This window comes from bacterium (assembly GCA_020444065.1).
GTDB lineage: Bacteria > Sumerlaeota > Sumerlaeia > SLMS01 > JAHLLQ01 > JAHLLQ01.
Window position 1 is genome coordinate 74,396 of sequence record JAHLLQ010000004.1, and the last position, 21,772, is coordinate 96,167.

The 21,772-nt window shown below is 59.6% G+C and carries 19 protein-coding genes; 7 read left to right on the top strand and 12 right to left on the bottom strand.

Features of this window, described 5'->3' with window-relative positions; translation table 11 throughout:
• Positions 1 to 64: 64 nt before the first annotated feature.
• The 4 genes from KQI84_11540 to KQI84_11555 form a co-directional block, all read right to left on the bottom strand.
• Positions 65 to 1,027 carry a hypothetical protein gene (locus KQI84_11540; protein ID MCB2155509.1) on the bottom strand — a complete coding sequence of 321 codons (963 nt, stop codon included), beginning with the start codon at positions 1,025 to 1,027 and terminating at the stop codon, positions 65 to 67.
• 109 nt (positions 1,028 to 1,136) lie between these two features.
• The gene (locus KQI84_11545) at positions 1,137 to 2,375 is read right to left on the bottom strand and encodes an N-acetylmuramoyl-L-alanine amidase (protein ID MCB2155510.1); all 1,239 of its coding nucleotides are present in this window, start codon (positions 2,373 to 2,375) and stop codon (positions 1,137 to 1,139) included.
• 124 nt (positions 2,376 to 2,499) lie between these two features.
• Entirely contained in the window at positions 2,500 to 3,687 is a 1,188-nt protein-coding gene (locus KQI84_11550) for a hypothetical protein (protein MCB2155511.1), read from the bottom strand.
• On the bottom strand, positions 3,687 to 5,009 hold the full coding sequence (locus KQI84_11555) for a KAP family NTPase (GenBank protein ID MCB2155512.1): 1,323 nt from the start codon (positions 5,007 to 5,009) through the stop codon (positions 3,687 to 3,689). The genes KQI84_11550 and KQI84_11555 overlap by 1 nt, the downstream gene beginning before the upstream one ends.
• A gap of 161 nt (positions 5,010 to 5,170) precedes the next feature.
• Between KQI84_11555 and KQI84_11560 the strand changes: the two genes are divergently transcribed.
• The 3 genes from KQI84_11560 (at position 5,171) to KQI84_11570 (ending at position 8,029) form a co-directional block, all read left to right on the top strand.
• Positions 5,171 to 5,938 carry an NERD domain-containing protein gene (locus KQI84_11560; protein ID MCB2155513.1) on the top strand — a complete coding sequence of 256 codons (768 nt, stop codon included), beginning with the start codon at positions 5,171 to 5,173 and terminating at the stop codon, positions 5,936 to 5,938.
• Positions 5,939 to 6,105: 167 nt separating this feature from the next.
• On the top strand, positions 6,106 to 7,473 hold the full coding sequence (locus KQI84_11565) for a hypothetical protein (protein ID MCB2155514.1): 1,368 nt from the start codon (positions 6,106 to 6,108) through the stop codon (positions 7,471 to 7,473).
• 172 nt (positions 7,474 to 7,645) lie between these two features.
• Positions 7,646 to 8,029: a hypothetical protein gene (locus tag KQI84_11570; protein MCB2155515.1), complete on the top strand. Its 384-nt coding sequence runs from the start codon at positions 7,646 to 7,648 to the stop codon at positions 8,027 to 8,029.
• A 136-nt stretch (positions 8,030 to 8,165) separates the two neighbouring features.
• Here KQI84_11570 and KQI84_11575 read toward each other — a convergent pair whose 3' ends face one another.
• The 5 genes from KQI84_11575 to KQI84_11595 form a co-directional block, all read right to left on the bottom strand.
• Complete coding sequence (locus KQI84_11575) at positions 8,166 to 9,104, bottom strand: homoserine kinase (GenBank protein MCB2155516.1); 939 nt, start codon at positions 9,102 to 9,104, stop codon at positions 8,166 to 8,168.
• The gene (locus KQI84_11580) at positions 9,101 to 11,683 is read right to left on the bottom strand and encodes an O-antigen ligase family protein (GenBank protein MCB2155517.1); all 2,583 of its coding nucleotides are present in this window, start codon (positions 11,681 to 11,683) and stop codon (positions 9,101 to 9,103) included. Before KQI84_11580 ends, KQI84_11575 begins: the two co-directional genes overlap by 4 nt.
• Positions 11,683 to 11,967: a hypothetical protein gene (locus tag KQI84_11585; protein MCB2155518.1), complete on the bottom strand. Its 285-nt coding sequence runs from the start codon at positions 11,965 to 11,967 to the stop codon at positions 11,683 to 11,685. The genes KQI84_11580 and KQI84_11585 overlap by 1 nt, the downstream gene beginning before the upstream one ends.
• A gap of 46 nt (positions 11,968 to 12,013) precedes the next feature.
• Positions 12,014 to 13,246, bottom strand: coding sequence for a hypothetical protein (locus KQI84_11590; GenBank protein ID MCB2155519.1), 1,233 nt, complete (start codon positions 13,244 to 13,246; stop codon positions 12,014 to 12,016).
• Between the two features lie 91 nt (positions 13,247 to 13,337).
• A complete protein-coding gene (locus tag KQI84_11595) occupies positions 13,338 to 13,982 on the bottom strand; it encodes a hypothetical protein (GenBank protein MCB2155520.1) in 645 nt (214 codons plus the stop codon).
• Positions 13,983 to 14,206: 224 nt separating this feature from the next.
• Here KQI84_11595 and KQI84_11600 point away from each other — a divergent pair, with 224 nt between their 5' ends.
• Positions 14,207 to 14,980: a TerC family protein gene (locus KQI84_11600; GenBank protein ID MCB2155521.1), complete on the top strand. Its 774-nt coding sequence runs from the start codon at positions 14,207 to 14,209 to the stop codon at positions 14,978 to 14,980.
• A 9-nt stretch (positions 14,981 to 14,989) separates the two neighbouring features.
• Here the strand turns inward: KQI84_11600 and KQI84_11605 are convergent, their stop codons facing one another.
• Positions 14,990 to 16,552: a M56 family metallopeptidase gene (locus KQI84_11605; protein ID MCB2155522.1), complete on the bottom strand. Its 1,563-nt coding sequence runs from the start codon at positions 16,550 to 16,552 to the stop codon at positions 14,990 to 14,992.
• A 24-nt stretch (positions 16,553 to 16,576) separates the two neighbouring features.
• Positions 16,577 to 16,957, bottom strand: a complete 381-nt coding sequence (locus KQI84_11610; GenBank protein MCB2155523.1) for a BlaI/MecI/CopY family transcriptional regulator — start codon at positions 16,955 to 16,957, stop codon at positions 16,577 to 16,579.
• A 434-nt stretch (positions 16,958 to 17,391) separates the two neighbouring features.
• On the opposite strand from KQI84_11610, the gene KQI84_11615 reads away from it, so the two are divergent.
• The 3 genes from KQI84_11615 to KQI84_11625 all read left to right on the top strand — a co-directional run bounded on the left by KQI84_11615 (position 17,392) and on the right by KQI84_11625 (position 19,790).
• Positions 17,392 to 17,778 (top strand): VOC family protein, encoded by a 387-nt coding sequence (locus KQI84_11615; protein MCB2155524.1) that lies wholly within the window; start codon positions 17,392 to 17,394, stop codon positions 17,776 to 17,778.
• Between the two features lie 210 nt (positions 17,779 to 17,988).
• Positions 17,989 to 19,371 carry an NAD-dependent dihydropyrimidine dehydrogenase subunit PreA gene (gene preA / locus KQI84_11620; protein MCB2155525.1) on the top strand — a complete coding sequence of 461 codons (1,383 nt, stop codon included), beginning with the start codon at positions 17,989 to 17,991 and terminating at the stop codon, positions 19,369 to 19,371.
• Positions 19,371 to 19,790 carry a cytidine deaminase gene (locus tag KQI84_11625; GenBank protein ID MCB2155526.1) on the top strand — a complete coding sequence of 140 codons (420 nt, stop codon included), beginning with the start codon at positions 19,371 to 19,373 and terminating at the stop codon, positions 19,788 to 19,790. Before preA ends, KQI84_11625 begins: the two co-directional genes overlap by 1 nt.
• A gap of 105 nt (positions 19,791 to 19,895) precedes the next feature.
• Here KQI84_11625 and sppA read toward each other — a convergent pair whose 3' ends face one another.
• Complete coding sequence (sppA, locus tag KQI84_11630) at positions 19,896 to 21,692, bottom strand: signal peptide peptidase SppA (protein ID MCB2155527.1); 1,797 nt, start codon at positions 21,690 to 21,692, stop codon at positions 19,896 to 19,898.
• Positions 21,693 to 21,772 lie beyond the last annotated feature (80 nt).

Consider the following 21,772-nt stretch of genomic DNA (forward strand, 5'->3'; position numbering starts at 1 on the left):
GTCAGTTCCGCCTTTCCTCAGCTTGCGACTGCGAACACGCGCTCGCCTTGGTTCTTCCGAATGCCTATTCGGCCTTTGCCAGTTCTTCCTGCACCGCCGCAAACAGCAGCGGGATCATGATCTCGTGGTGACCGGTCAGCGAATAACCCCGCCCGCCGCCAGTGCGAGTCGGTCGCGCCACGACATTCGTGTTCGCGCGATAGTGCTGGATCATATCGAAGTTCACGGCGGTGAAGTTCTCGATTCGCGCGCCGAGGTTTCGCGCAACGGTCAGGGCCTTCAGGAAAACCTCCGGCAGCAAAACCGCTGAGCCCAGATTCACCACCACGCCGCCGTCGTCCAACTCAGACAATTGCCCGGCCAGGAGCCGGAAGTCGCGCATCGACATCTCGCCCATCAGGGCGCCGTCCGCACTGGGTTGCTGGTGGATGATGTCCGTTCCGATTCCGATGTGGAGTGTCGCCGGGATCTTCGCTTCGTAGCAGGCCTGCAGCAGCGAAAGCTCGCCGTGCGGGGCGTCGGACTTGGCGATGGCGCGGCCGATCGCTTCACCGGCTCCGACGCCGTCGGCTTTGCCAGCCCGCAGCGCACCGAAAATGCCCTCGGCCGTTTCGCGCACCATGCCGAAGCTGCCGTCCGCCAGGCCCGTCTCGACGTCTTCGCTCGTATGCCCGAAGTTCGCGAGTTCGAAGTCGTGAATCCCGCCAGCGCCGTTCAGGCAAAGCGTTGTGATCCAGCCGCGACGGATCATCTCCGTCAGGATCGGTGACAGCCCGCATTTGATCGGGTGCGCGCCCATCATCCAGACGATCGCGCGCCCGCGGCGATGCGCATCGGCCAGCGCGCGCGCCACGGCCAGCAAGTCCGCCGCCTTGAGAATGTTCGGCAGCGTCGCCAGGAACTCCGCCATGGTCGCGCCGGCCGGCGGGACGCTGCCCAGCAGTTCCGGGCGCACCTTGCTGGGGCGATCCTTGATCGACAGGATCTGAACGCGTTTCAAGTCTGACGGGGGTTGGCGCTTTGCCATGCGGCGGTCGCTCCTCGGCGAGTGTTACCCGATGCCACCATGGACGGCGGAATGGGCCAAGGAGAGATTGCGGGTCTGTGTGGGTTCTGGATGTTCCGAGGGGGGAGAGTTATCGCGAGGCAACCGACGCGCGGGCCGTGCGGAACGCCGGGTCCGTCGTCTGGAAGTAGCTGACGATCGCGTCGTACATGTGCCGCGCCACGCGATCCTGGAAGGTGCTGCTCGCCAGTTGGCGAACCTCGGTCGGGTGCGTAATGAACCCGACTTCCAGCAGCACCGACGGCATGTTGTAGTTCTCCAGCACCTTGAACCGTGCGCTCTTAATCCCGCGGTAGTGCGACTTGAAGTACGAATCGCGCATGAACGCCGTTTCGAGCGCCTTCGCCGCGCGCTCCGATTCCAGCGCCTGCATCTCCAGCGCATCGCGCATCATCTGGTTCAGCACCGGCATCGCGCGATCGCTGGCGTTCGACAGATCGCCGCCGCCCTCCTCGTTTTCCAACTCCGCCAGGTACTTCGTCGCGGCTCGATCCGCCGGCTTCGAACTCCACGTCCAAAGCTCAAATCCGCGTGCTGTCTTCGCGGCCGATTTGCCGCTGACTGCGTTCATGTGGATGGAGAGGAAGAGGTCGCCGCTGAAATGCTCTGCGCGGCGCGTGCGCTCGCGCAGCCCGACGTACACGTCGCTCTTGCGCGTCAATTGCGGGACGAACATCGGATCCGCCGCCAGCAACCGCTCCAGTTTCTGCGCGATCGGCAGCGTCACCTCCGCCTCGGAAATCGTGCGGCCGTTGATCTTCCCCAGGCCTCCGCGGTGCTTCCCGCCGTGCCCCGGATCGATCACGATCACACGGGGGTGGAAGGCCCCCGCGGGAAGAGTCGGAGCAACCGGCGCCGGAGTCGCCTGCGGCCGAGGCGCCGACCAGTCCGGCAGCGCTGGCGTCTTGCCGTCGTCCTCGTACAGATCCACCACCAAGCGCCATGGATCCTCGATCGTGTCCGTCACCACACGAACGGGCTTAGCCGTGCGCAGATGAACGTAACAGACCGATCCGTCCGGGCGGAACTCCAGCAGATTGTCGATCACCAGTCCCAACTCGCCGGCCACCTCGATCTGAGACGGCGCCGAGCCGACCCCAGAAACCTCGATAGTCACGGTCTCGCTGTCGCTGGAGGCATTGATGATCCGGAACGACGGCCGCGCATCCAGTTCCACGACGCACCGCACATGATCATCCGCATGGCGCGCCAGACGTACATCCTTCACGCCCCCGGCCCACGCGGGAACCACCGCCGTCGCCAAAACGGCCAGCACCAACACCCATGTCTGCAGGAAGTGCTTCTTCACATTCACCCCCGAACGCCGAAGGCGGCAGTCCTGCCATTCACCCTGAAGGACAACCGGGAAACAACGTCAAGAGCGAAGGTGAGACATCAAAGAAACCACGAAGCTTCTTCATCCAGCGGGATTTCTATATTGTCACCACAAGATCTCCTTGCCCTGCACGTTCCTTGAGCATCGGCGGGAGATCCTCCACCGCATCGCATCCAGTAAGATCCAGATTCCGCAGGGAGCTCAGTTCGCACAGTGGCGTCAAATCCTGAACGCCCTTGCATCCCCTGAGTGAAATCTCGCTCAGATGCTCCAACTCCACAAGGGGCCCCAAATCACGAATGGCAACACAGCCGGCGAGGATGAGAGTTCCCAGTGATCTCAGTCCATGCGAGAATCTCAAGTCTTGAACGCTCGTGCAGCCTCCGAGGTTCAATACTCTCAGCGATTCAAGTGAAGATAGTGGCTCCAGATCTTGCGCCTGCCTGCAACCCCGGAGACTCAATTCTTCAAGCGATTTAAGTTCCGCCAAGGCTCGAAAGTCCTGTAAACTGGTGCAGCTTCCAATGTTCAGGAATACCAGCGATTCCAGTGCCGCGAGGGGGCCCAGGTTTCCTACCCCAGTGCAGCCTCTCAGGCTCAGCCAAACGAGGGAAGTCAGTTCCTTGAAAGGGTTCAGCGACCTAATGCCTGTGCAGTCGCTGAGGTCGAGCCACTCCAGTGACTTGAGTCCAGCGAGCGGGCTCAAATCCTGAACGCTTGTGCAGCCAACGAGGCTTAGTCTTTCCAGTGAATTCAACTCTTCCAGTGGCCACAATTCCTGTATTTTCGTGCATGCGCGGAGATCGAGGGTTCTGAGTGAAGTCGCTCCCATCAGAGGATCGAGCTTGCCTAGGAGTCTACACTCCGAGGCGTCCAGGGTCTGCAAGGCAGGCAATTGCTTCAGGGGTTCGATCGTTGTAACATCCGGTGGGAGGGCAAGCTCTTGGATCTGCTCAAGATCCTGCGATATCACCGGATCCCCGACTGGTTTCATGAGAGCCTTTCTGAACACCTCCTTGAAGATTTGCTCCTGTTCAGGGTCCAAGTCCCGTCGATGCTGATCAACTCGGGCCTGTTGGAGTTCAAGGGCATCTCTCAAATCGAGAGTGTGGTAAAGGAGCATAGTCAATCTGTCCACCCGCGGGGAGACGGTTTCGTTCTTTCGATCAGCCAGCCAATCTCCAACATGTGGCGGCCTGTCCAAGATCGCCTTTAGTTTGCTTGGATAGACTGCATCTGTGCGCCGACCCTTGACGTTTGCGGGCTCAGTATCTCTCTTCTTCATCAGTATTCCTCCGAGTCCCTCACGGGATCATCCAACTTCTCCTCCCGATTCCATGGCGCCACATCGACCAGAAAGTCCTCCGCTGTTGTGAAGGCATGGCCTTCGCCTCCAAGAAACTGGATTAGCTTAATCTTCATCAAAAGAGCCTCCCGGACTTGCTCTTCTGGAAGATGCGGGACCTTATTCCCGAACAGGTACGCCTCCATGATCTCGCCATCATCGGCTATGCCAAACTCCTGAAGCTCTGTCAGCGTCTGCTCAAGTAGATCGGGCACCAGTTCGATCATGGACTTCTCCATCTCATAGAAGAGCAGAAATCTCTTCAATCGCCGCGGATTGTGTTCAGCAAAGGAGCGCAACATGTCCCAACAGAGTTGATTCTCGACGTATTTCTCACATCCCAGTGAAAGCAGTAAGTGCCTGAAACTGCCCGCGGATACCGGCGGCAGACGGAGCGGTATCTGGACAATCTTCTCCAGATAGACTTGCGCGCCATCATCGCTGACGCCCATTTTCTCGACGAGACACTCACGAATCCGCCTCGGAGAACATCCCAAGACGTAAATACACTTGTCATTCATTAGGTGGAGTTTGAGAGCTTCCAGGATCTTCACAACGTACTCGGCCTCACATCGGTCGAGGTCATCGATGAAGATCACGAGTCGATCAGCGCCGACGATGCTCCCAATCAAATCTTCGATGGTCTTTCCGAATGAGCGATCAAAATCGGCGAAGGCATCCATTACCTCCTTCGCCTTTGTGCCTGCTTGATCCGCGAGGGCACTGAACCAATCTGGCCCTGCAAGCTTTGCCACACCAAGGCTTGCCTTGCTTAGAATTCGAATGCGGGGGTCCTCCACAAAGTCTCGGAATTTGCCACCGATCTTCGACCATGCGCTTGGTAGCTGGACCCGAATCGCGTCAAGAAGAGGGAAGATGGGCTCCTCTTCAAACTGGTGCTTCCAAGGATTGAAGAACACGGATGGAATATTGAATGGCTCCCTCGCATCTTCCTTCTGCATCTTCCGGACGAAGCGTTCGATCGTTGCTTTCGATTCTCTCCAACGTTTGCCGCCTTCATCCGATGTGAAGAGTCTATCTCCCTCCGCCAGATACTTGTCTCGCTCTTCCGCATCCAGCAGGCGCCCGAGGATCTTCATGAAGCTGGTCTTGCCCTCGCCCCAGTCGCCGTGGATGCCGACGACGAGCGGCGGCTGGGCGGTGGCGATCACTTCGGCTAGCGAAAGGAGTTGAATCTCGCGTCCCAGCGCATCGAACCCGACCGGTTCATCGCTGCGCGACAGCGGCTTGTTCGTGGGCATTCGGCAAACTCCCTGACCCCAAGGGCATCAGTGGTATTGCTAATCGGACGACATTGATGCAATCTGGATACCGAGCGGTTGATGAGGTGTCAAGTCGCACCCCGGAGGAGGTGTCTCAGACAATGGCGGATTTCTTGGCGGTGCTTGGCTTATTCGCATTCATGGACGTGCTGCTCCTCTGTGTGGCGGGCGCGGTCCTGTTCCTCTATGCGCTCTTCACGCTCGGGCCTTTGCCCAGCCGCGGCGAAATCGGAGAACAGAGAATTCAGCGGAGGCTAGCCAGATCCCTCGACAAGAACACCTACCGCGTCTTTCACAACGTCCTCTTGCCAGTGGAGGGGGGGACGACGCAGATCGATCATGTGGTGCTGAGTCCGTTCGGGATCTTCGCAATCGAGACGAAGAACATGGGCGGCGCGATCTATGGGTCGGAACGCGACCATCAGTGGACGCAGAAGATCGGGCGGCAGACGCACAAGTTCCAGAACCCGCTGCGACAGAATCACGGGCACAGGTGCGCGCTGGCTGTTTGTCTCGGCGTGCCGGCGGAGCAGGTCCACTCGATCGTCGCGTTTGTTGGATCCGCGCGGCTGGCGAAGGGCCCACTGCCTGGCGTGGTGCGAGGGACTCTGGCGTGCGTGCAGGAAATCCGTCGGCATCGCGCCCCGGTGTTTGAACCCGAGCGCGTGGCGGAACTGGCAGCGGCGCTCGAGATGGGACGCATCCAGGCTACCCGCGAGGCGATGCGCGATCACACCCGGCGGGTTCAGGAGGCTCGCGCGGCGGCGCCGATCGATTCGCAGCCCGTGTGCCCGAAGTGCGGTGGGCGGATGGTGCTGCGGACGGCTCGCCAGGGAGCCAACGCCGGGCGGCAATTCTGGGGCTGCGGGCGGTTTCCCCAGTGCCGCGGACGCCGGGATATTGCATAGAGATCAGTTTAGTAAGACAGCCGCCAATCGCCTCCCAACTCCGCGTTTCTCAGGAATTCGGCTGGACACATCCCAATCCTTTCCTTCAATCTTGAAGTCTTGTTCGGCGGGTGCGTAATACAACCGATAAACCTGCCGACAGGCACTCTCTGGGGGCATCAGGGCACATGTTCGATCGATGGACGAGGACTTCGGGAGGATCCGCACGGTGGAGCGGTCGCCTGCTGCCGTGGATCGCAGCCCTCGGGATCGTCGCTGCCTGTCTCCTTGGCGGCTCGGCCTTCGCCGAAGATGTCGTCGTCAAGAAAGACGGCACGTCCGTTCGCGGAACCGTTGTCAGTTGGACCCAGGCCTCCATCAGCATCCAGACAGGCGGCTTCCGGCTCGATTTGCCGGCCGGCCAGGTCCAGGACGTCCAGATCCCCGGCGCCAACGGATGCGAGAAAGAAACCGTCGCCGCGCGGTCGCAAATCGCCGCCCAGCGCTACTCCCAGGCTTGTCAGACAATCGTCAGCACACTTCAGGGAGTGCCCACCTGCAATGCGCTGGGCGAAGTAATCTTACAGTTGCTCGCGCTTCCCCCAGGAACGCTCAGTCCGCAGGAGCTTGCCGAGTTGGGCAAGGTCAGCGCCGGCATCCCGAGCGTGACGCTGCGGATGCTGGAGGAGAACCTTGGCATTCCCCGTGACGATCGGATCGACTTCGCCACGCGCGCCCTGATGGTCGCAGACGGCCAGGACTTCACGAAGCTTCGTTCCGGGCTCCTCGAGCTCTATCGCGGCCGGTTGGGTGAAGCCATGGCCGATTCCAATGTCGAAGAGATCAACAAGTCGCTCGTTGGAATTGCTGAGCTCTACGAGCCGGGGCTCAAGCCGGTTTCGTCTGCCAACAAGTTCCGCCAGAATCATCATCTCAGCAACGTGGAGCGCCTGGCGCGCGCGATCGATCTGATTCCGCTTCCGGCCGATCTTCGCGCCTCCGAGACCAGCTTGATGCAGTTGATGTCGCTGGCTCAGACGCCGATGCGCAGCGCACAGGATCAGGTCTACTCGCGACTCGAAGATTACTTCTACAGCCAGGCGGAAGGAATCATGAAACGCTTCCGCGAATCCGGCGAGTACCAGCGCTACCTCGCGCAGTTCGAACTCTGGAAGTCGCTGCTTCCTCCCCAGACCGCCGTTTCCGAACGCATTGTCGATATCTCCGAGCACATGCAGCTTCTGGGCGAACGCGAAAGCGCAGCCTTCAACGAATACACGCGTCTGATGCGCATGGCCGAAGCCGGCTCGCCCGCCTTTGTCGGCGAGATCGATTCGCAGATCATCCGCTTCCGCGAATCCTGCATCTGGACGCCGGAGCGCATCGAGCAGTTCCGCCAGCGCAAAGAGCAACTCGCCGGCGCGCTGGCTCCCTCCGCTCCGCCGGAGACTCCAATGCCGGAGGCCGAGCAGATCGAGGACGAGACCATCGCCACCGACCCGAACGATCCCTTCGCCGGCAGCGTCGTCGTCCAACCCTCGACCGGCGGAAGCTGAGACCAGCACCAACTGAGAGGGACCGTACGTGTACGCGTTGCCCGATCAAGCCCTCCGGAGTTTCCCTTTTCGTTTCGTCGGCCTCTTCCTGTCGATCAATTGCGTCATCTACCTCGGTGCCTATGCGATCACTCCGAGGAGCACCTGCAAATGCAAATACCTCAATGAAGAAATGAGAAGCAAGGTAGCGATCCACAGCAGGGCTCAGGCGGTTTCCGAGTTCATTACGATCGAACATCAGGATCTTAACGAGGCAATCGAAGAGGCGAATCACGGGGCTTCGAAGCTCTTGTTTCCAAAACGCCAAAGCCGAATTCGCGTCTTCCGACACGAGTATCTTGTTGTCTTCGTCTACCCCGGAGAGGATGGGAAGTGCGTGCTCTTCGATGACGAGAAGCGTGCGGACTTCGTATCCCATCTCAGAGCAGAAGAACTCGTTCCAATTGCTCTCGATCCCGATGATATCATCGCTGTGTACGACAAGTTCGGAAGCCTCGACCTTTACGAGATCCTCTGGTTGCACTCCGGAACCTCGGATTGGGTGAGGAAGCCATGAGCAAACCCAATTTCGGGCGATGCGCGACCAGTTCGACTTGACCGACGCCTTGGCCGCTCAGAGCGGAAGCTGACCGACACAAAAAAGAGGGACGCAATTGCGCCCCTCTTAATGATTCCACATCTCTCTCGTCAAATCAGCCGTGTCGCACCTGGCATCCGTTGTAGTCCGGCTCCAGCACGCGACAGCGTCCCGTGTGTCCAAGGTCCGTCAAGGCCCGGCTCCAGGCGGTCGCAACGTTTTCTGCAATCGTTGATTCTGTGACGGCCAGCATTGATGGGCCCGCGCCACTGAGGCACGTTGCAGACGCGCCTGCTCGCAAGGCGGCGGAGCGCAGTTCCTCGAAGTTCGGATAGAGCGTTTCGCGGTAGGGCTCGTGCAATTTGTCGCGCATCAGTGTGGACAAGTGGCTCAAGTCGCCGCGCTGCAGGGCTTCGATCAACAGCGGCACGCGCGCCAGGTTCGCGACGGCATCGGCGTGCGGAATCAGATCCGGCAGAACGGCACGCGCTTCCTTCGTTTGTACGCCGTAATCAGGCGACAGGATCACGAAGGCGACTGACTTGTGCGGGCGCCAGCGTCCCAGAACCACGTCTCCAAAATCATCCATCAGCGCCGCTGTCAGTCCGCCGACCATCGCGGGCGCCACATTGTCCGGATGGCCTTCGATCTTCGCAGCCAGGTTCAGTAGTTCACGGCGATCGAGGGGTGCCCCCGCCAGCGCGTTCGCCCCGACCAGGCCAGCCACGACGGCCGTGCTTGAACTCCCGAGTCCGCGTGGATGCGGAACGTTGACCTGCACCTGCACTTTCAGCGTCGGCATCGACTTATCGATGGCTTCGTACAGCGTGCGCGCCGACGACAGGATGAGATTGTCCTGGCTCGGCTCCAGGCCCTGGCTTTCCGGGCCGTCAAAGGACAGTTCGTGCTGGGCATTGTGATCGCCCAACTCAAACGTGAACTTGTTGTACAAACGAAACGCGCAACCGAGGCAGTCGTAGCCCGGCCCGAGATTCGAAGTCGATGCAGGCACCGTCACTGTCAGTGCACGCGGTGCGCGAGATTGTGGGGTCAAGATTCGGCTCCGGAGGCGGCGGATTTAATGCGGGCTTCCACCGTGTCCAGGCGGGCCCGTTGGCTGTCCGTCAAAAAGCCCTCAATCCTCTCGTCCACAGCGCGCGGAAGTTCCGCCATCACGGCGGCTCGCTTCCAATCTCCCGTCTGCTCCGCGGCGCGCAGGCTGATCTCGGCCTGCAGCACCAGGAAATCCGGGTTCATCGGGTTGCGCTGCACGGCCCGCTCGACCAACTCGAAGGCCTCCTCGACATGGCCGGCGCGAAGATGATCTTCCGCAGAGCGGCGCATGTAATCGCCTTGTCCGCGATTCAGATCGAAGAGCGCCTCCCACGCGTTGGCAGCCTTCTCCCATTCCTTCGCTCGCTCAAAGCTCGCCGGTGCGTAGTTCGCCGACTTGATCTTCTCGTCACGCTCGCGTTCCAATTGACGCGCCTCCTGCAACACCACCGACAAGGGAAGGTCACGAGTGTATGCGTAAATCTCGCCCGTCCTGTCCCACAGTTCTGCTGCCAGTTCGGGAGATTCGCCGCGATACATGGCGTACTCGTTGTAAATTGTTCCGGCCAGATAGTGCACGCTGACCTTGTCGCTCAGTTCGCTTGCACGGTCTACTGCATCCTTCGCATTCTCGAACGTTTCAAAGACGATCTCCTGCTGGCGTTTCTTCTCCGCGGGATCCGTTGCTTGATCCATCAAGCGCTTATGATACCGGCCGAGATTCACATAGATCACGGCAAGGTTGAAGTGCACCTCCGAATAGTCCGGAGCATACTTCTGCATCGTCCGATAGGTCTCCAGGGCGTGGCGCTGATTCTCGGCGCTCTCTGCCAGCTTGCCCTGCTGTTCCTTCAATGCCGCGAGGCGATTGTACGCGTGGGCCAGTTTGTAATAGGTCGTCACGAACGTTGGATTCGCATCCAGCGCCGTGTTGAAACTCTCGATCGCCTTTTCGTAGACTTTCTCTCGCATTGCCAGGGGCATGTTCTCTTGATCACGTGCGACCATCATAATCCCGGCGTTGTTTGCCTTGGAACCCGCAAAGAAGTCCTTTGCGTAAACGGTGATGAAGCATCCATAGCACACCGCCAGCCCCAGCAGCACGCTGCCGATGATGGCTCGTCGATCCCAGATCATTCTTGAGGGGCGCGCGGGCTCGCAATTGCCGCGCAGACTCATCGCAATCGCGCCTGTTCCCAGGCCCAGTGCAACATGCGTGATGACGGCTCCAATCGGCCATCGCATCATCGGGGTAGTCAAGTTCCCGACATATAGGAACCCGATACCACACAGATAGCCAATCACCGCGACCCGCAACATGTGCGACTCACACCGCCGCAGCGCGCGGAAACCTAGCCAGCCGATGCCGCCCAGGAACGCGATGTACGTCAGGAAACCCAGGATGCCGTTCTCCGCCAGCAAATCCAGGAACCGATTGTGCGCATAGAGCGTCACATTGCTGATGTCTGCCATGTGGTAGTTCGGTGTGCGGTACTTCGGGAATTCCAATCGGAAACTACCCGGGCCGGTTCCGAGGATCGGGTTCGATTCGAACATCCTGATCGCGCCCGGGAAGATAATCTTGCGTGAGCTCGTACTCGTCACGACTGATCGGAAGTCTTCAACCAGGTCGCCCCAGGTGAAGTACACGACCGTGCCGGCTACAATCGCCAGAAGGATCAGTGCGGCAGGCCATGCGGGGATCTTCAGGATCTTATATCGCGTGAACACGTACACGGCGACTACGAACACAATGGGGGAGATCGGTAGCAGGAATGTCGAGGACTTCGAGAACGTCATGTAAATGCATGCGGCTGCCATGATCGCCGCGACGCCGGACAGGAACATCCACAAGGGCGACAACTGCAGCGGGCGCCTGCGCTCGTGTCGCTCGCGCATATCTTCGTAGTTCACGACGGTGCACGCCAATGCGATTGGCAGCAGTAATGTCAGGAAATTGCCGAAGAACTGCCGATTCAGGATCGTCGACAGCATCTCGCGCGTTCCGGCGAACGTCGCGGTCAAATTCAGAATCGCCGATGGGGCGTCGCCCGGCCTGGCGTGCGCATAGAAGTCCTGCAGCATGTGCTTGTGAATCGGTTCCATCATACCGGCATAGTGAAAGAGCCCGAATCCGCAAGTGATCAACGCCAGCACGACCCAGAAACGCATTCCCCAGCGGACCATCCGGACCGTATTGGTAACGGATGCTCCCAGAAAAAAGAACCCAGCCAGCGACAGGTGGAAATAGACCAGTTGCCAGCCGACCCATTTCGCGTAGTCGGCTGCCCCGAACAGCGTTGAGAGGATCAGGACGCCGATGTACGCGAGGTAGGGGATCGTAACGATCTTCGGTGGAGCCTCGACGCGGCGCCGCATCCAGAGGGTCAGGAACGTGATCATGCAGATCGCTCCGCCGATCCACATGGTGCAGTACTTGATGTCGTCCAGATTGTTCGTCAGCGGGGTCAGAATCAAGACGTGGAGCATCGACGATGCTGCCAGTATGGCAGCGCCGACCAGCACCTCCCAGGATGGGAGTTGGTCCGGCTCCATGTTGAGTTTCTTCTCTTCCGTCATCACTTCCACACGTCGGTGACCCGGTTCATGCCCGGCTCGATCTCTTCGATTTGCACAGGAAACTCCCGCGACAGATCGGTCAGGATCTGGCGGACCAGTCCGACGTTATTCTCCCAGGTGTAGATGTGCAGCCGGCCGATTCCTTGCACGGGCGTCCGCGCCAGCGCCAGATTATCGTAGCCCTCCAGCGTGATGCACAGCCGCTGAATATACTCCAACGGCAGGGTGACATGCATCGTCACCCAATCGCCAGATGCAGGAATGTGCGAAAACCGACTCGTCATCAACCCAGGTGCGTGCCTTCCCAGGCCCCGCGAAGCAAGGGGAACCTCACAGGTTTGGGTCCGTCAGGAAGGGCGCCGGGAGCTCTTCCGAGTTATCCACGGGCTCAAACGGCGTCGGTTCAGGCTCCAGGGCTGCATGCGGATCAGCGAAGAGCATCCACTGCTCTGTATTGTCCTCTGGTGGCTCTCCCAGAAAGGCGCGCCGCAGCGGATCCGTCGGCCTCATCCGGATGGAATGCACAGGATCCGTCCACATGTCCACGAAGAGCTTCCGGGCTGCTTCGTTGTCCTTCCTCTCGAAGTAGCAGAGCATCATCCGCGTCTGGGCGGGATCGGCCAGGAAGTGGTGGGGATAGTCGTCCAAGAATTCGCGGAGCAGCTTAATCGCTTCTTCCAGTTCCTCGGGATTCTTGCGGCCCTCCAGGAACTTCCCCGTCGCCACAGACAGCAGCGCATACGGCCGAAGAACTGAATTGGGTGCCTGCTCGACGACAGACAACAGAATCTTCTGGTCTCGCGGGCGCGTGGCGCTCATCGCCTGGAGACTCTCAAAGACCCCGGTATGACCCGATACCAGTCCCCATGCGATCTGATCGTCTTCGGTGCGCGGCTCCTGGACCATAACCTCAAGGCTGCCAAGAGCTTCTGTCGTCTGGCCTTCCTGAGTATTGGAGGCCTTGCAGACCAGCGAAATATCCAACCTGTACTTGCCCGGCGTATCGAATGCGGCGCCGCTCAGGCTATTGTAGTCGTGTGCCATGAGAAGCGTAAGCTCGGCTTCCTCGCCTTCCCGCAGGTTGAAGACGCTGTTCGGAACGGCTTCCGGCCGGCGCTGAGGGGTAAACATGAAAGGATACCCGCTCGGCTCGATCGGCGTCACACGAACCTGCACGTCATTGCCGAAGGCCATGGCTGCCACGAAGTCGACCGTCGACCTGGGATCCATGCCCACGGTGCGGAACTGAAGGACCAGTGGTTCGCCCAGTGTCAGCGTCGGGTTCAGAGCGCGAACCGACCGGGCGACCTTTGCGCAGATGACGGGCTCTGTGAATTCCTGGGCGCCCGGGATGTTGGAACCGGCAGGCACGCTCAGAATATCCTTGGAATCACCCAGCGGCAGCACTCGTGGGCCAACTGGAGTTGGTGTGGCGCCCGGAGCGCCGGGATTCGAAGCCGGCGGCAAAGGCTCTGGGGCGACCGGCTGTTGGGCCAGCGCGGAATGCGGCATCGCCGTTGTTGCCAAGGCAGCCAAGGCCAGTGAAACCAACAGTTTTCTCATCAACAATCCAATATCCAGGGAATCGCGCCGGGCGCCGGGGGACAGCCCCTCATAGTTGATCGCTGGAACGCCGGTGGGGTTTGCTGGGCGCTCAATACAGGCGGAAGATGTCCCGATCGTAGGCTTCTTCGCGCGCCTCTTCGGCCAGTTCTTCGATGACCGTCAGTTGCGAATCGAACAAATCGGAGTCCTCGCCGTGCCAGGTCCAGATCTTCTGGCCCTGTTCCACGTCCCAGAGGTCCAGGTCGAAGCGAATCCGGCTGACCCACCAGTGGAAGGTTCTCTGGTGCGTCGTGCGGGCCAGAGCCACATGGCTGGACAGCACGTAATCTACATTCAGGGACCGGCCGTAATCGAGCGGATGCTGACTCTGGAGGACAACAAGGCGCTCTTCAGGTGAGAGATCCGGATAGGCGCGGCGTACAGTGCGCTCCTTCTGGGCCATGTATGTGGCGAGATCGGTGCGGGGATAGACCAGAACGCCGGGAATCTTCTCGAATTCATCCGCCAGGGCCTCGCCCAATTGAATACCGGCGTTGCCATTCTGGTAACGATCGCGGGAGCTCAACCACCAGCCGGTCAGCTCCTGGCGGGTCTCCGTGGCGTTCTCCGCCATGACGCCGTCCAGAACGGCCAGCTTCACCACGTGAGTAGGTGCGGGCACGGACCCGCAGCCGCCGGCAAGAAGACTCGCCGACAACAGAATCCCAATGAAGAGCCACCGACCGATGCGCACGATGAAGACCCCTGTCGCTATGACGATTGAGCGCCTTTCCGGAAGCCGGCGGCGCCGCTCTCCAAAGGGTTGCCCAGGGCCCCCGAGTGTCAAGGAAAGTGATGCGACACGGGCGCGCCCGCTGCTGAATGCCCTCCCTCACGATGCCCTTTCCCTTGCCATGGTATCTCGAAACCGGGATGCCCTGAAGAACACGGATCAAACACCTCGCGGAGACTGTCCCCATGCCTGACCAGTGGATCGAAGCCGCCATTGCGCTGCTCACCCTGACGACGCTCGAGATCGTGCTCGGCATCGACAACATCATCTTCATCGCGATTATTGTCGCCAAACTCCCTCAAAGCCAGCGCCAGCGCGCCACCCGCCTCGGGCTCGGCCTGGCGATGCTCACACGAATCGGGCTGCTCTTAGCGCTCAGTTGGGTCATGCGCCTGACTGATCCGATCATCGAGTTGTTCCATCACGGCTTCTCCGGCAGGGATTTGATTCTCCTCGGAGGCGGCATCTTCCTGCTCGCGAAGAGCACGCACGAAATCCACGAGAAGCTTGAAGGCCCGCCGGAGGAGCATCTCACCGCAGGGAAGGCAGCCCGATCCTTTGGGCTGATCCTCGTTCAGATCATGGCACTCGATATCGTGTTCAGCTTCGACTCGGTCATCACCGCCATCGGCATGGCCAAACACGTGGAGATCATGATCACGGCCATCATCATCGCTGTGATCGTCATGATGCTGTACGCCAACGCCGTGTCGCAGTTCGTCGAGAAGCATCCGACGATGAAGATGCTTGCGCTCTCCTTCCTGATTCTGATCGGGGTGATGCTTGTTGTGGAGGGATTCGGCCAGCATGTTTCGAAGGGCTACATATACTTCGCGATGGGCTTTGCGGTCGCTGTTGAAATGCTGAACATGCGGTTGCGGAAAGTCTCGGCAAGGCCCGTGCGTCTGCACGGCGCATCGCCTTTTGCGCCGGACAACGAACCGGAATTGATAGACTAAAAAGACCGCTCAGCGATCGAAAGGCGATCGGATGCGGCGATGGAGTTCTGCGATCGTGAAGGCCGTACCGCCGCCTTCCCGTTCGTACAGTCTCACACCCTGTTCCGCAGATGGTGTCGCGACGCGTACAAGCTTGATCGGGATCGTCTCAGCGTCCATTTCGGACAGCGACATCTCGTACTCGAACCAGCGCGTCACTCCCGGGTGTGCGCCCGGGGTTCCATCGTAGCAGACCTTCAAGACCTTGTCCCCCATCGCCAGCAGCACTTGGTCGATTTCGCCTTCCGGATTGCTCACATTGTAGATATGGAACTGTCCGGAAATGCGAAGCTGCTCGTCCAGAAGACGGACGCTGACGTTGCGAAAGCTCAGGTATGTCCAGGAACTTTCCGGCGTGACGACACCGGAATGCGTGATCTTGGCGACATTGTAGCGCCGGCCACTCCACAGATGGCGTGGGGGAGTGGGATCGCCCGCCAGGTACTCCGACCAATTGGCCGACGCTACGCCCAGCATCAGACCAGTAATGACGATCAGAGCAACCAGTGGCCGCGGTGCTGGCGCCGCGAGGCGACGGCCCTTCTCCGTGACGCGGTGCAGCCGGCGGGCCAGGCGGAGTTCGCTCGGCGATGCCATTGCTGCCCCCAGCAGATCCGCGATGCCCATCCAGCGCCGGCGCGCCGCCAACTCGTTCATTTGATACTCGGTCACGTCGACCAGAGTGTTCGCGTACTCGAAAGGGTCGATGCCGGTGGAAAGCGGCAGATCGTCCGCAGCATTCTCGCAAGTCTCCTCCAGCATCGCTGGGAAGGAGACGTGTTCCCAGAAGTTCGGAACCAGAACGCCCGGCTTCCAAAGCAACGGCTGAAACCAGAACACGGAGCGGGCCAGTCGCGTCAGCAGGAGCCAGAAGTTATCCCCGCGCTTCACGTGGGAAAGCTCGTGCAGGTAGATGCTGGGACTGCCGATCGGGCGATCTTTCGCCAGCGGCAGGAGCACAACCTTCCGGAGAATACCAGCATGGAGGGGACTTGTCGTGACTGGTGTCGCCACCAGCCTGGGTGGCGAGACTCCGATAGCCGCGGCCGATCGGCGAAACTCCTCCAGGATCTCCTGGTCGCTGACATCTTTGGCTTCGCGACGGAGCAGGTAGCTATCCAGCAGACCCTGATAGCAGAGGAAAAGGAACCGCAACGCAGCCACGCCGGGCCAGAAAATCAGGAGGATCAACGGCCACGTCAGCTTCAATCCCGGCGAAGGGTCCACGGACACATTCTCCGCATTGACCGTAGGGGGAGGCTCGACGACCTCTGTCTCTGGGGCAGTTCGACTCTGGGGAGTGAACCCAATCGATGGGATCAGGACTACGAAGAAGGGGGATAAAAATAGGCAAAGGAGCGTTACTCGCAGAATGGTATTCTGGACTAACGCTCCCTTGCGAGAGCACAGGCGAGCGGCAGCCAACCCGGTGGCGAGGAGAATCGTCGATACCAGAAACAGATTCACCCCAACCGATGTGGCGTATTGCGCAACATCCTGCAATGCTGCTTGCCACTGCATAGCCGCCATCATCACCCCTTATTTCTTGGGCCTTGCTTACTTCTTGTTCCGCTCTTCCAGGTCCTTGCGCAGGCGGTCAAGGCCATCCCCCGTGATCTTGCCACGCTGGATGAGGAACGAGGCCAGCTCTTCGTCCGAGCCACCGAACATCCCGCGAAGGATGTCCATCAGGCCAACCTTGGTGTCCTCGATCTCTTCCTTGGGGAAGTAATAGTAGTTCGAGTCGCCTGCGACCTTGCGCCGGCCAACGGCGCCTTTCTTCCGCATGCGGCGCAGAAGCGTCTGCACCGTCGAAAGCGAAATCGGTTCGGTTTCGTTCAGCTTTTCTGTGATCTGCTTGGCGGTGACTTCACCGTCTGCGGAGCAGAGCACTTCCATGATGCGGAGTTGAGCCCGGCCGAATCTTGGAATACCCATAATCTCTCGTCCTTTTCTTGACCTCTTGTCGGTTCTTCTCCTGTACATGCGGTGACATATACAGTGGTTTATAGCTTGGGTACCCATGTGAGGGGTCGTCAATGAGTTCATGCGGATTTTGAAACAAATCGCGCATGTGTGACATTTCGTGAGGCTTGGCCCCGATGCCAATCCCAACCCCGGGGCCCGTTGAACCGAAGTTCGACTCTCATTTCCCAACTGATTACTATACCAGAAGACTAGTTCATTCCAGGTCGCTGTGCAAGCGTAAAACTCAACGACCGTCTATATTTGATGCGACTGCAATTTCCGACTCTCACAGACTTCCAGCGCTTTTTCCCGTCATCAGAGACCGGCTTTGCTTGCATTCCCAATGGCGAGAGAATAAAGTGCTTTATCAAATCGGACGGAACCCCCGTCCCGGGAGGGCTGCCATGAGACTGAACCACGCCGAGCTATTTGTCAGTGATGTGCCCCGATCCCTTCGGTTCTACGAGGAAGTTCTGAATGCCGCGGTGATCGAGGAGCACGAAACCCGCGCGGTTCTTCAGTTGGACCTGGAGACCACGCTGACGCTTCGCCACATGCCGCCGGATATGTACAGTCCGTTCTCCGATGGCATTCGATTGTACTTCGAGTGTACTCACTTTGAGGACGACTGCCGCCGATTGCGACGGGCTGGCCTGGAATTCTCCGCCCGTCCCCGTGCAACCGAGGAAGGCCGTCAGGAGGCCCTGATTCAGGATCCGGACGGCCACGAGGTCTGCCTTTATCGATCCGGCGTACCCGTAGAGGAAGAAAGCCTCTTCAGCTTCGGATGACCGGAGCCCCCGACCAACCATCCGGCGCCAGTCCTCCTTCGCGGGGACTGGCGCCTTTTCATTTGGCAATCAATCGCATGACTTCCCGTCGAGCGGATCAAATTACTTCGCAGTTTGAAATTTGCTCGACAGACGCCCCGCCCCATTGACTAGGATGCTTGGTTCAGCGATGAAAATCACATCCTGCACAAGTCCCCGAAGGAGTAGAACATGCCTGATCTGAGTGTAGAGTTTTGCGGCGTCAAATCGCCGAATCCGTTTTGGCTGGCCTCGGCGCCGCCGACCAATTCTGCCTACCAGGTGGCACGGGCTTTCGATGCGGGATGGGGAGGCGTGATCTGGAAGACCATTGGCGAGCCCATCGTCAATGTGAGTTCCCGATACGGCGCCATGGACTATATGGGTTCCAAGGTCGCCGGTTTGAATAACATCGAGCTGATCAGCGATCGGCCGATCGAAGTGAATTTCAAGGAAATCTACGATATCAAGCAGCGCTATCCGAACCACGTCGTCTTTGCTTCGCTCATGGTCGAGTCGAAGGAAGAGACGTGGCAGGAGATGGTGAAGCGCACAATCGATTCCGGCGCCGACGGGATCGAGCTTAACTTCGGGTGCCCCCACGGCATGAGCGAGCGCGGCATGGGCTCGGCTGTCGGCCAGGTTCCCGAGTACTGTCAGATGATCACCGAATGGGTCGTCAATGCGGCCAACAAGCAGCTTCCCGTTATTGTGAAGCTGACACCGAACGTGACCGACGTTCGCATGCCGGGACGCGCGGCCAAGGCAGCCGGCGCAGACGGCGTGGCGCTAATCAACACGATCAACTCGATCATGGGCATCGACCTCGATACGTACGCGCCGAAGCCCTGTGTCGACGGCCTCGGCTCTCACGGCGGCTATTGCGGCCCGGCTGTGAAACCGATTGCTCTGCACATGGTTTCGCAGATTGCAACCGATCCCGATTGTCCGGACCTGATCAGCGGCATCGGTGGCATCCAGAAGTGGCAGGACGCCGTCGAGCACATGCTGTGCGGGGCCACAACGGTGCAGGTCGCGACAGCGGCGATGCACTACGGTTTCCGGATCGTAGAGCAGTTGGCCAGCGGTATGAAGAACTGGATGCGCGAGAAGGGCTTCGAGACGCCCCACGACTTCATCGGCTTGTCCTCCTCGAAGATTCGCGAGTGGAAGAATCTGAACCTGAATCACAAGGTCGTCGCGGAAATCGATCAGCAGAAGTGCATCAACTGCGGCCTGTGCTACATCGCCTGCGAAGATGGCTGCCACCAGTCCATCAATAAGACTCACAAGCCCGTCTCGGACCTTGCCAGCAACGGCTACAGCGATCGCGTGTACAAGAGCGGCAGCCGCACCGGTATGGCCGGCGCCGGAGCCGACGGCATCGTGAATATGTACCAGATCAACCAGGAAACCTGCGTGGGCTGCAACATGTGCTCGCTGGTGTGTCCGGTTGAAGGCTGCATCACGATGAAGCAAATCGACACGGGCAAGGAGCCGATGAGTTGGGCGCAGTATCAGGAACGCCTGGCCGCAGGCACGATCGAGCCCATCCAGCCGCCGGAGCACGTGTAATGATCGACGCGAAGCAAACGGAAGAACTGATCGCAGCGGCCCGGGACGTACAGTCCCGGGCTTACGCACCCTATTCGAACTTCCCGGTCGGCGCGGCGCTGCTGACTGACAAAGGCCGAATCGTCACGGGCTGCAATGTGGAGAACGCAAGCTACGGCCTGACGATCTGTGCAGAGCGCAATGCCCTGACGCGTTGCGTCGCCGAGGACGCCGGAAAGCCCGTGGCGCTCGTCGTCGTCGGCAACACCGACGATGCACTGACGCCGTGCGGTGCCTGCCGCCAGTTCATCCTCGAATTCAATCCCGACATGGAAGTCATCTGCATCGGCCTCAAGAAGGGCGAGCGGAAGGACTTTACCGCTCTTGGTCTGCTGCCGGGCGCATTCCGCTCATCGGACCTCGACAAAGCGAAGTCGTAGATCCAATTCGGCGAGAAGCAGAGTTAAATGAAAAGGGCCCGGTGCTGCGATACCGGGCCCTTCTCTTATGGGAGGTCGCCACCGCTTGCGCGGTAGTCTTTTGGCTTAGCGGAAATTGAAGTTTATTGGGTTCCAGGTCAGGATCGCCGGCTCGTCCTTCATCAGGGTCATCGCATCCATCAGCGTCTGCACCTGCTCCGGAGGCAGAACGGCCTGCAGCGTCTGAACCATGTCCGGTGTCATGAGGGCATTCGGAACGATTGCGCCGGCCGAGACATCGCCGCCCATCACTTCCTCGAGCAACTCGAAGAACGTCTTCTCGCGGGGGTACTGGACTATGCTGATGTCCGGATTGCCGATCATGTCGCGCGCGATCGCGATCGCTTCTTCGGTTCCGCCGAGTTCATCGATCAGGCCATTGTCCTTTGCGTCGATGCCACTCCAAACGCGGCCCTGGCCAAGTTCCTTCACGCGATCCTGGGTCATGCCGCGACCATCGGCCACCTTGCGTGTGAAAGTGTCGTAGGTCGTGTCGATCATGTGGTTCATAATCTCGCGTTCGTTCTCATCCCACGGTTCAGCTTCGTCCCAGATCGTCGCGTTCTGGCCGACGGAGAGCATTTGCTTGCTGACGCCGATCTTCTCGTACGTTCCGCCAAAGCTGAACTTTCCGCCGACGACGCCGATGCTGCCTGTCAGTGTTGTGGGCTCGGCCACGATCTTGTCCGCGCCCATGGAAATGTAATACCCGCCGGAGGCCGCCACGCTGCCCATGCTGACGACGACGGGCACGCCCTGCGCCTGAATCTGTTCCAGGCGATTCCAGATGCGATCGCTTGCAATCGCGCTGCCGCCCGGGCTGTCGACGCGCAGGACGATCGCCTTCGTGTCGCCCTCATCCATCACGTCGTCGAGCAAATCGAGGAAGTCCTCGCTGGCAATCTGCTCGCCCTGCTGGAAGGGATTTTCGTCTGCGCGACCATCGATGATTGCGCCGAGCGCGTAGACCAGAGCGATGCGCTCTTTGCCGTCGGACTTCTTGTCGGAGTCGGCGTTCATGTTGCTGAAGAGCGTGAACAGGTTGATCGATTCCTTTTCCTTCTTCGGCTTCGCGCGGTATTCGTCATCGTACTCGATGCCATTCTCTTCCGCGTACTGATCCAGAAAATCCTGGTAGTAGGCGATATCCGTGATCAGACCTTTGTCCAGCGCCCATTGGCTCTCGAGCGGGCCGGTCCACAGCACATCGCGAACATCGCCCATATCCATACCGCGACCTTCGGCGACATCCTCGACGATTGCCTCGGCGATATCGTCCAGGATCTCGCCCAACTGGATGCGATTTCCTTCGCTCATCGTGTTGTGCGTGAAGGGCTCCATGGCAGTCTTGAACTTGCCGGAGTTCACCACCTCCGCCTCGGCACCAACCTTCGCCAGCAGGTCCTTGAAGTAGTACATCTGAATCGAGATGCCCGGCGTCATCAGCATGCCGACTTCCGGCATGACAACCTGCGTTCCGGTCGATGCCAGCAGATATCCGCCCGGCGTTGCGGCATCGAACCATGTGATCAGCGGCTTGCCGCTCTCGCGGAACTTCATCAGGTGATCGCGAATCTCGGTCACTTGCGCCAGACCGACGGACGGACGACCGACTTTGAGAATCATGCCGACCACTTCGTCGTCTTCTGCGGCCTTGTCGATGGTCGCAGTGAGGTCTCGCAGGACAGTGCTTTGCTCGCCGAACAGCGCAAGTGGATTGCTGACTTCCGTGATCGGGCCATCCAGGACGATGATCGGCACTTTGCCCGCCGATTCCTCTTCGCTGGCCGATCCTTCTTCCGCCGCGCAGACCGGCACGACGGCCAGAATCAGCAGCCACATCAGAAAGAGTTTCGTTTTCATAGTATCTCCCTTGGCAAACGAATCCGCAGTCGGGATCGCCGGCTGCATGTGCCAATTCTACGGACCAGTCGGCCGTATCT

Excerpts from the sequence above, each read along its gene's own strand:
- KQI84_11540 (MCB2155509.1), bottom strand. The coding sequence starts at position 1,027 with ATGGCAAAGCGCCAACCCCCGTCAGACTTGAAACGCGTTCAGATCCTG.
- KQI84_11550 (MCB2155511.1), bottom strand. The coding sequence starts at position 3,687 with ATGAAGAAGAGAGATACTGAGCCCGCAAACGTCAAGGGTCGGCGCACA.
- KQI84_11555 (MCB2155512.1), bottom strand. The coding sequence starts at position 5,009 with ATGCCCACGAACAAGCCGCTGTCGCGCAGCGATGAACCGGTCGGGTTC.
- KQI84_11560 (MCB2155513.1), top strand. The coding sequence starts at position 5,171 with ATGGACGTGCTGCTCCTCTGTGTGGCGGGCGCGGTCCTGTTCCTCTAT.
- KQI84_11565 (MCB2155514.1), top strand. The coding sequence starts at position 6,106 with ATGTTCGATCGATGGACGAGGACTTCGGGAGGATCCGCACGGTGGAGC.
- KQI84_11570 (MCB2155515.1), top strand. The coding sequence starts at position 7,646 with ATGAGAAGCAAGGTAGCGATCCACAGCAGGGCTCAGGCGGTTTCCGAG.
- KQI84_11580 (MCB2155517.1), bottom strand. The coding sequence starts at position 11,683 with ATGACGGAAGAGAAGAAACTCAACATGGAGCCGGACCAACTCCCATCC.
- KQI84_11585 (MCB2155518.1), bottom strand. The coding sequence starts at position 11,967 with ATGACGAGTCGGTTTTCGCACATTCCTGCATCTGGCGATTGGGTGACG.
- KQI84_11590 (MCB2155519.1), bottom strand. The coding sequence starts at position 13,246 with ATGAGAAAACTGTTGGTTTCACTGGCCTTGGCTGCCTTGGCAACAACG.
- KQI84_11600 (MCB2155521.1), top strand. The coding sequence starts at position 14,207 with ATGCCTGACCAGTGGATCGAAGCCGCCATTGCGCTGCTCACCCTGACG.
- KQI84_11605 (MCB2155522.1), bottom strand. The coding sequence starts at position 16,552 with ATGATGGCGGCTATGCAGTGGCAAGCAGCATTGCAGGATGTTGCGCAA.
- KQI84_11610 (MCB2155523.1), bottom strand. The coding sequence starts at position 16,957 with ATGGGTATTCCAAGATTCGGCCGGGCTCAACTCCGCATCATGGAAGTG.
- KQI84_11615 (MCB2155524.1), top strand. The coding sequence starts at position 17,392 with ATGAGACTGAACCACGCCGAGCTATTTGTCAGTGATGTGCCCCGATCC.
- preA (MCB2155525.1), top strand. The coding sequence starts at position 17,989 with ATGCCTGATCTGAGTGTAGAGTTTTGCGGCGTCAAATCGCCGAATCCG.
- KQI84_11625 (MCB2155526.1), top strand. The coding sequence starts at position 19,371 with ATGATCGACGCGAAGCAAACGGAAGAACTGATCGCAGCGGCCCGGGAC.
- sppA (MCB2155527.1), bottom strand. The coding sequence starts at position 21,692 with ATGAAAACGAAACTCTTTCTGATGTGGCTGCTGATTCTGGCCGTCGTG.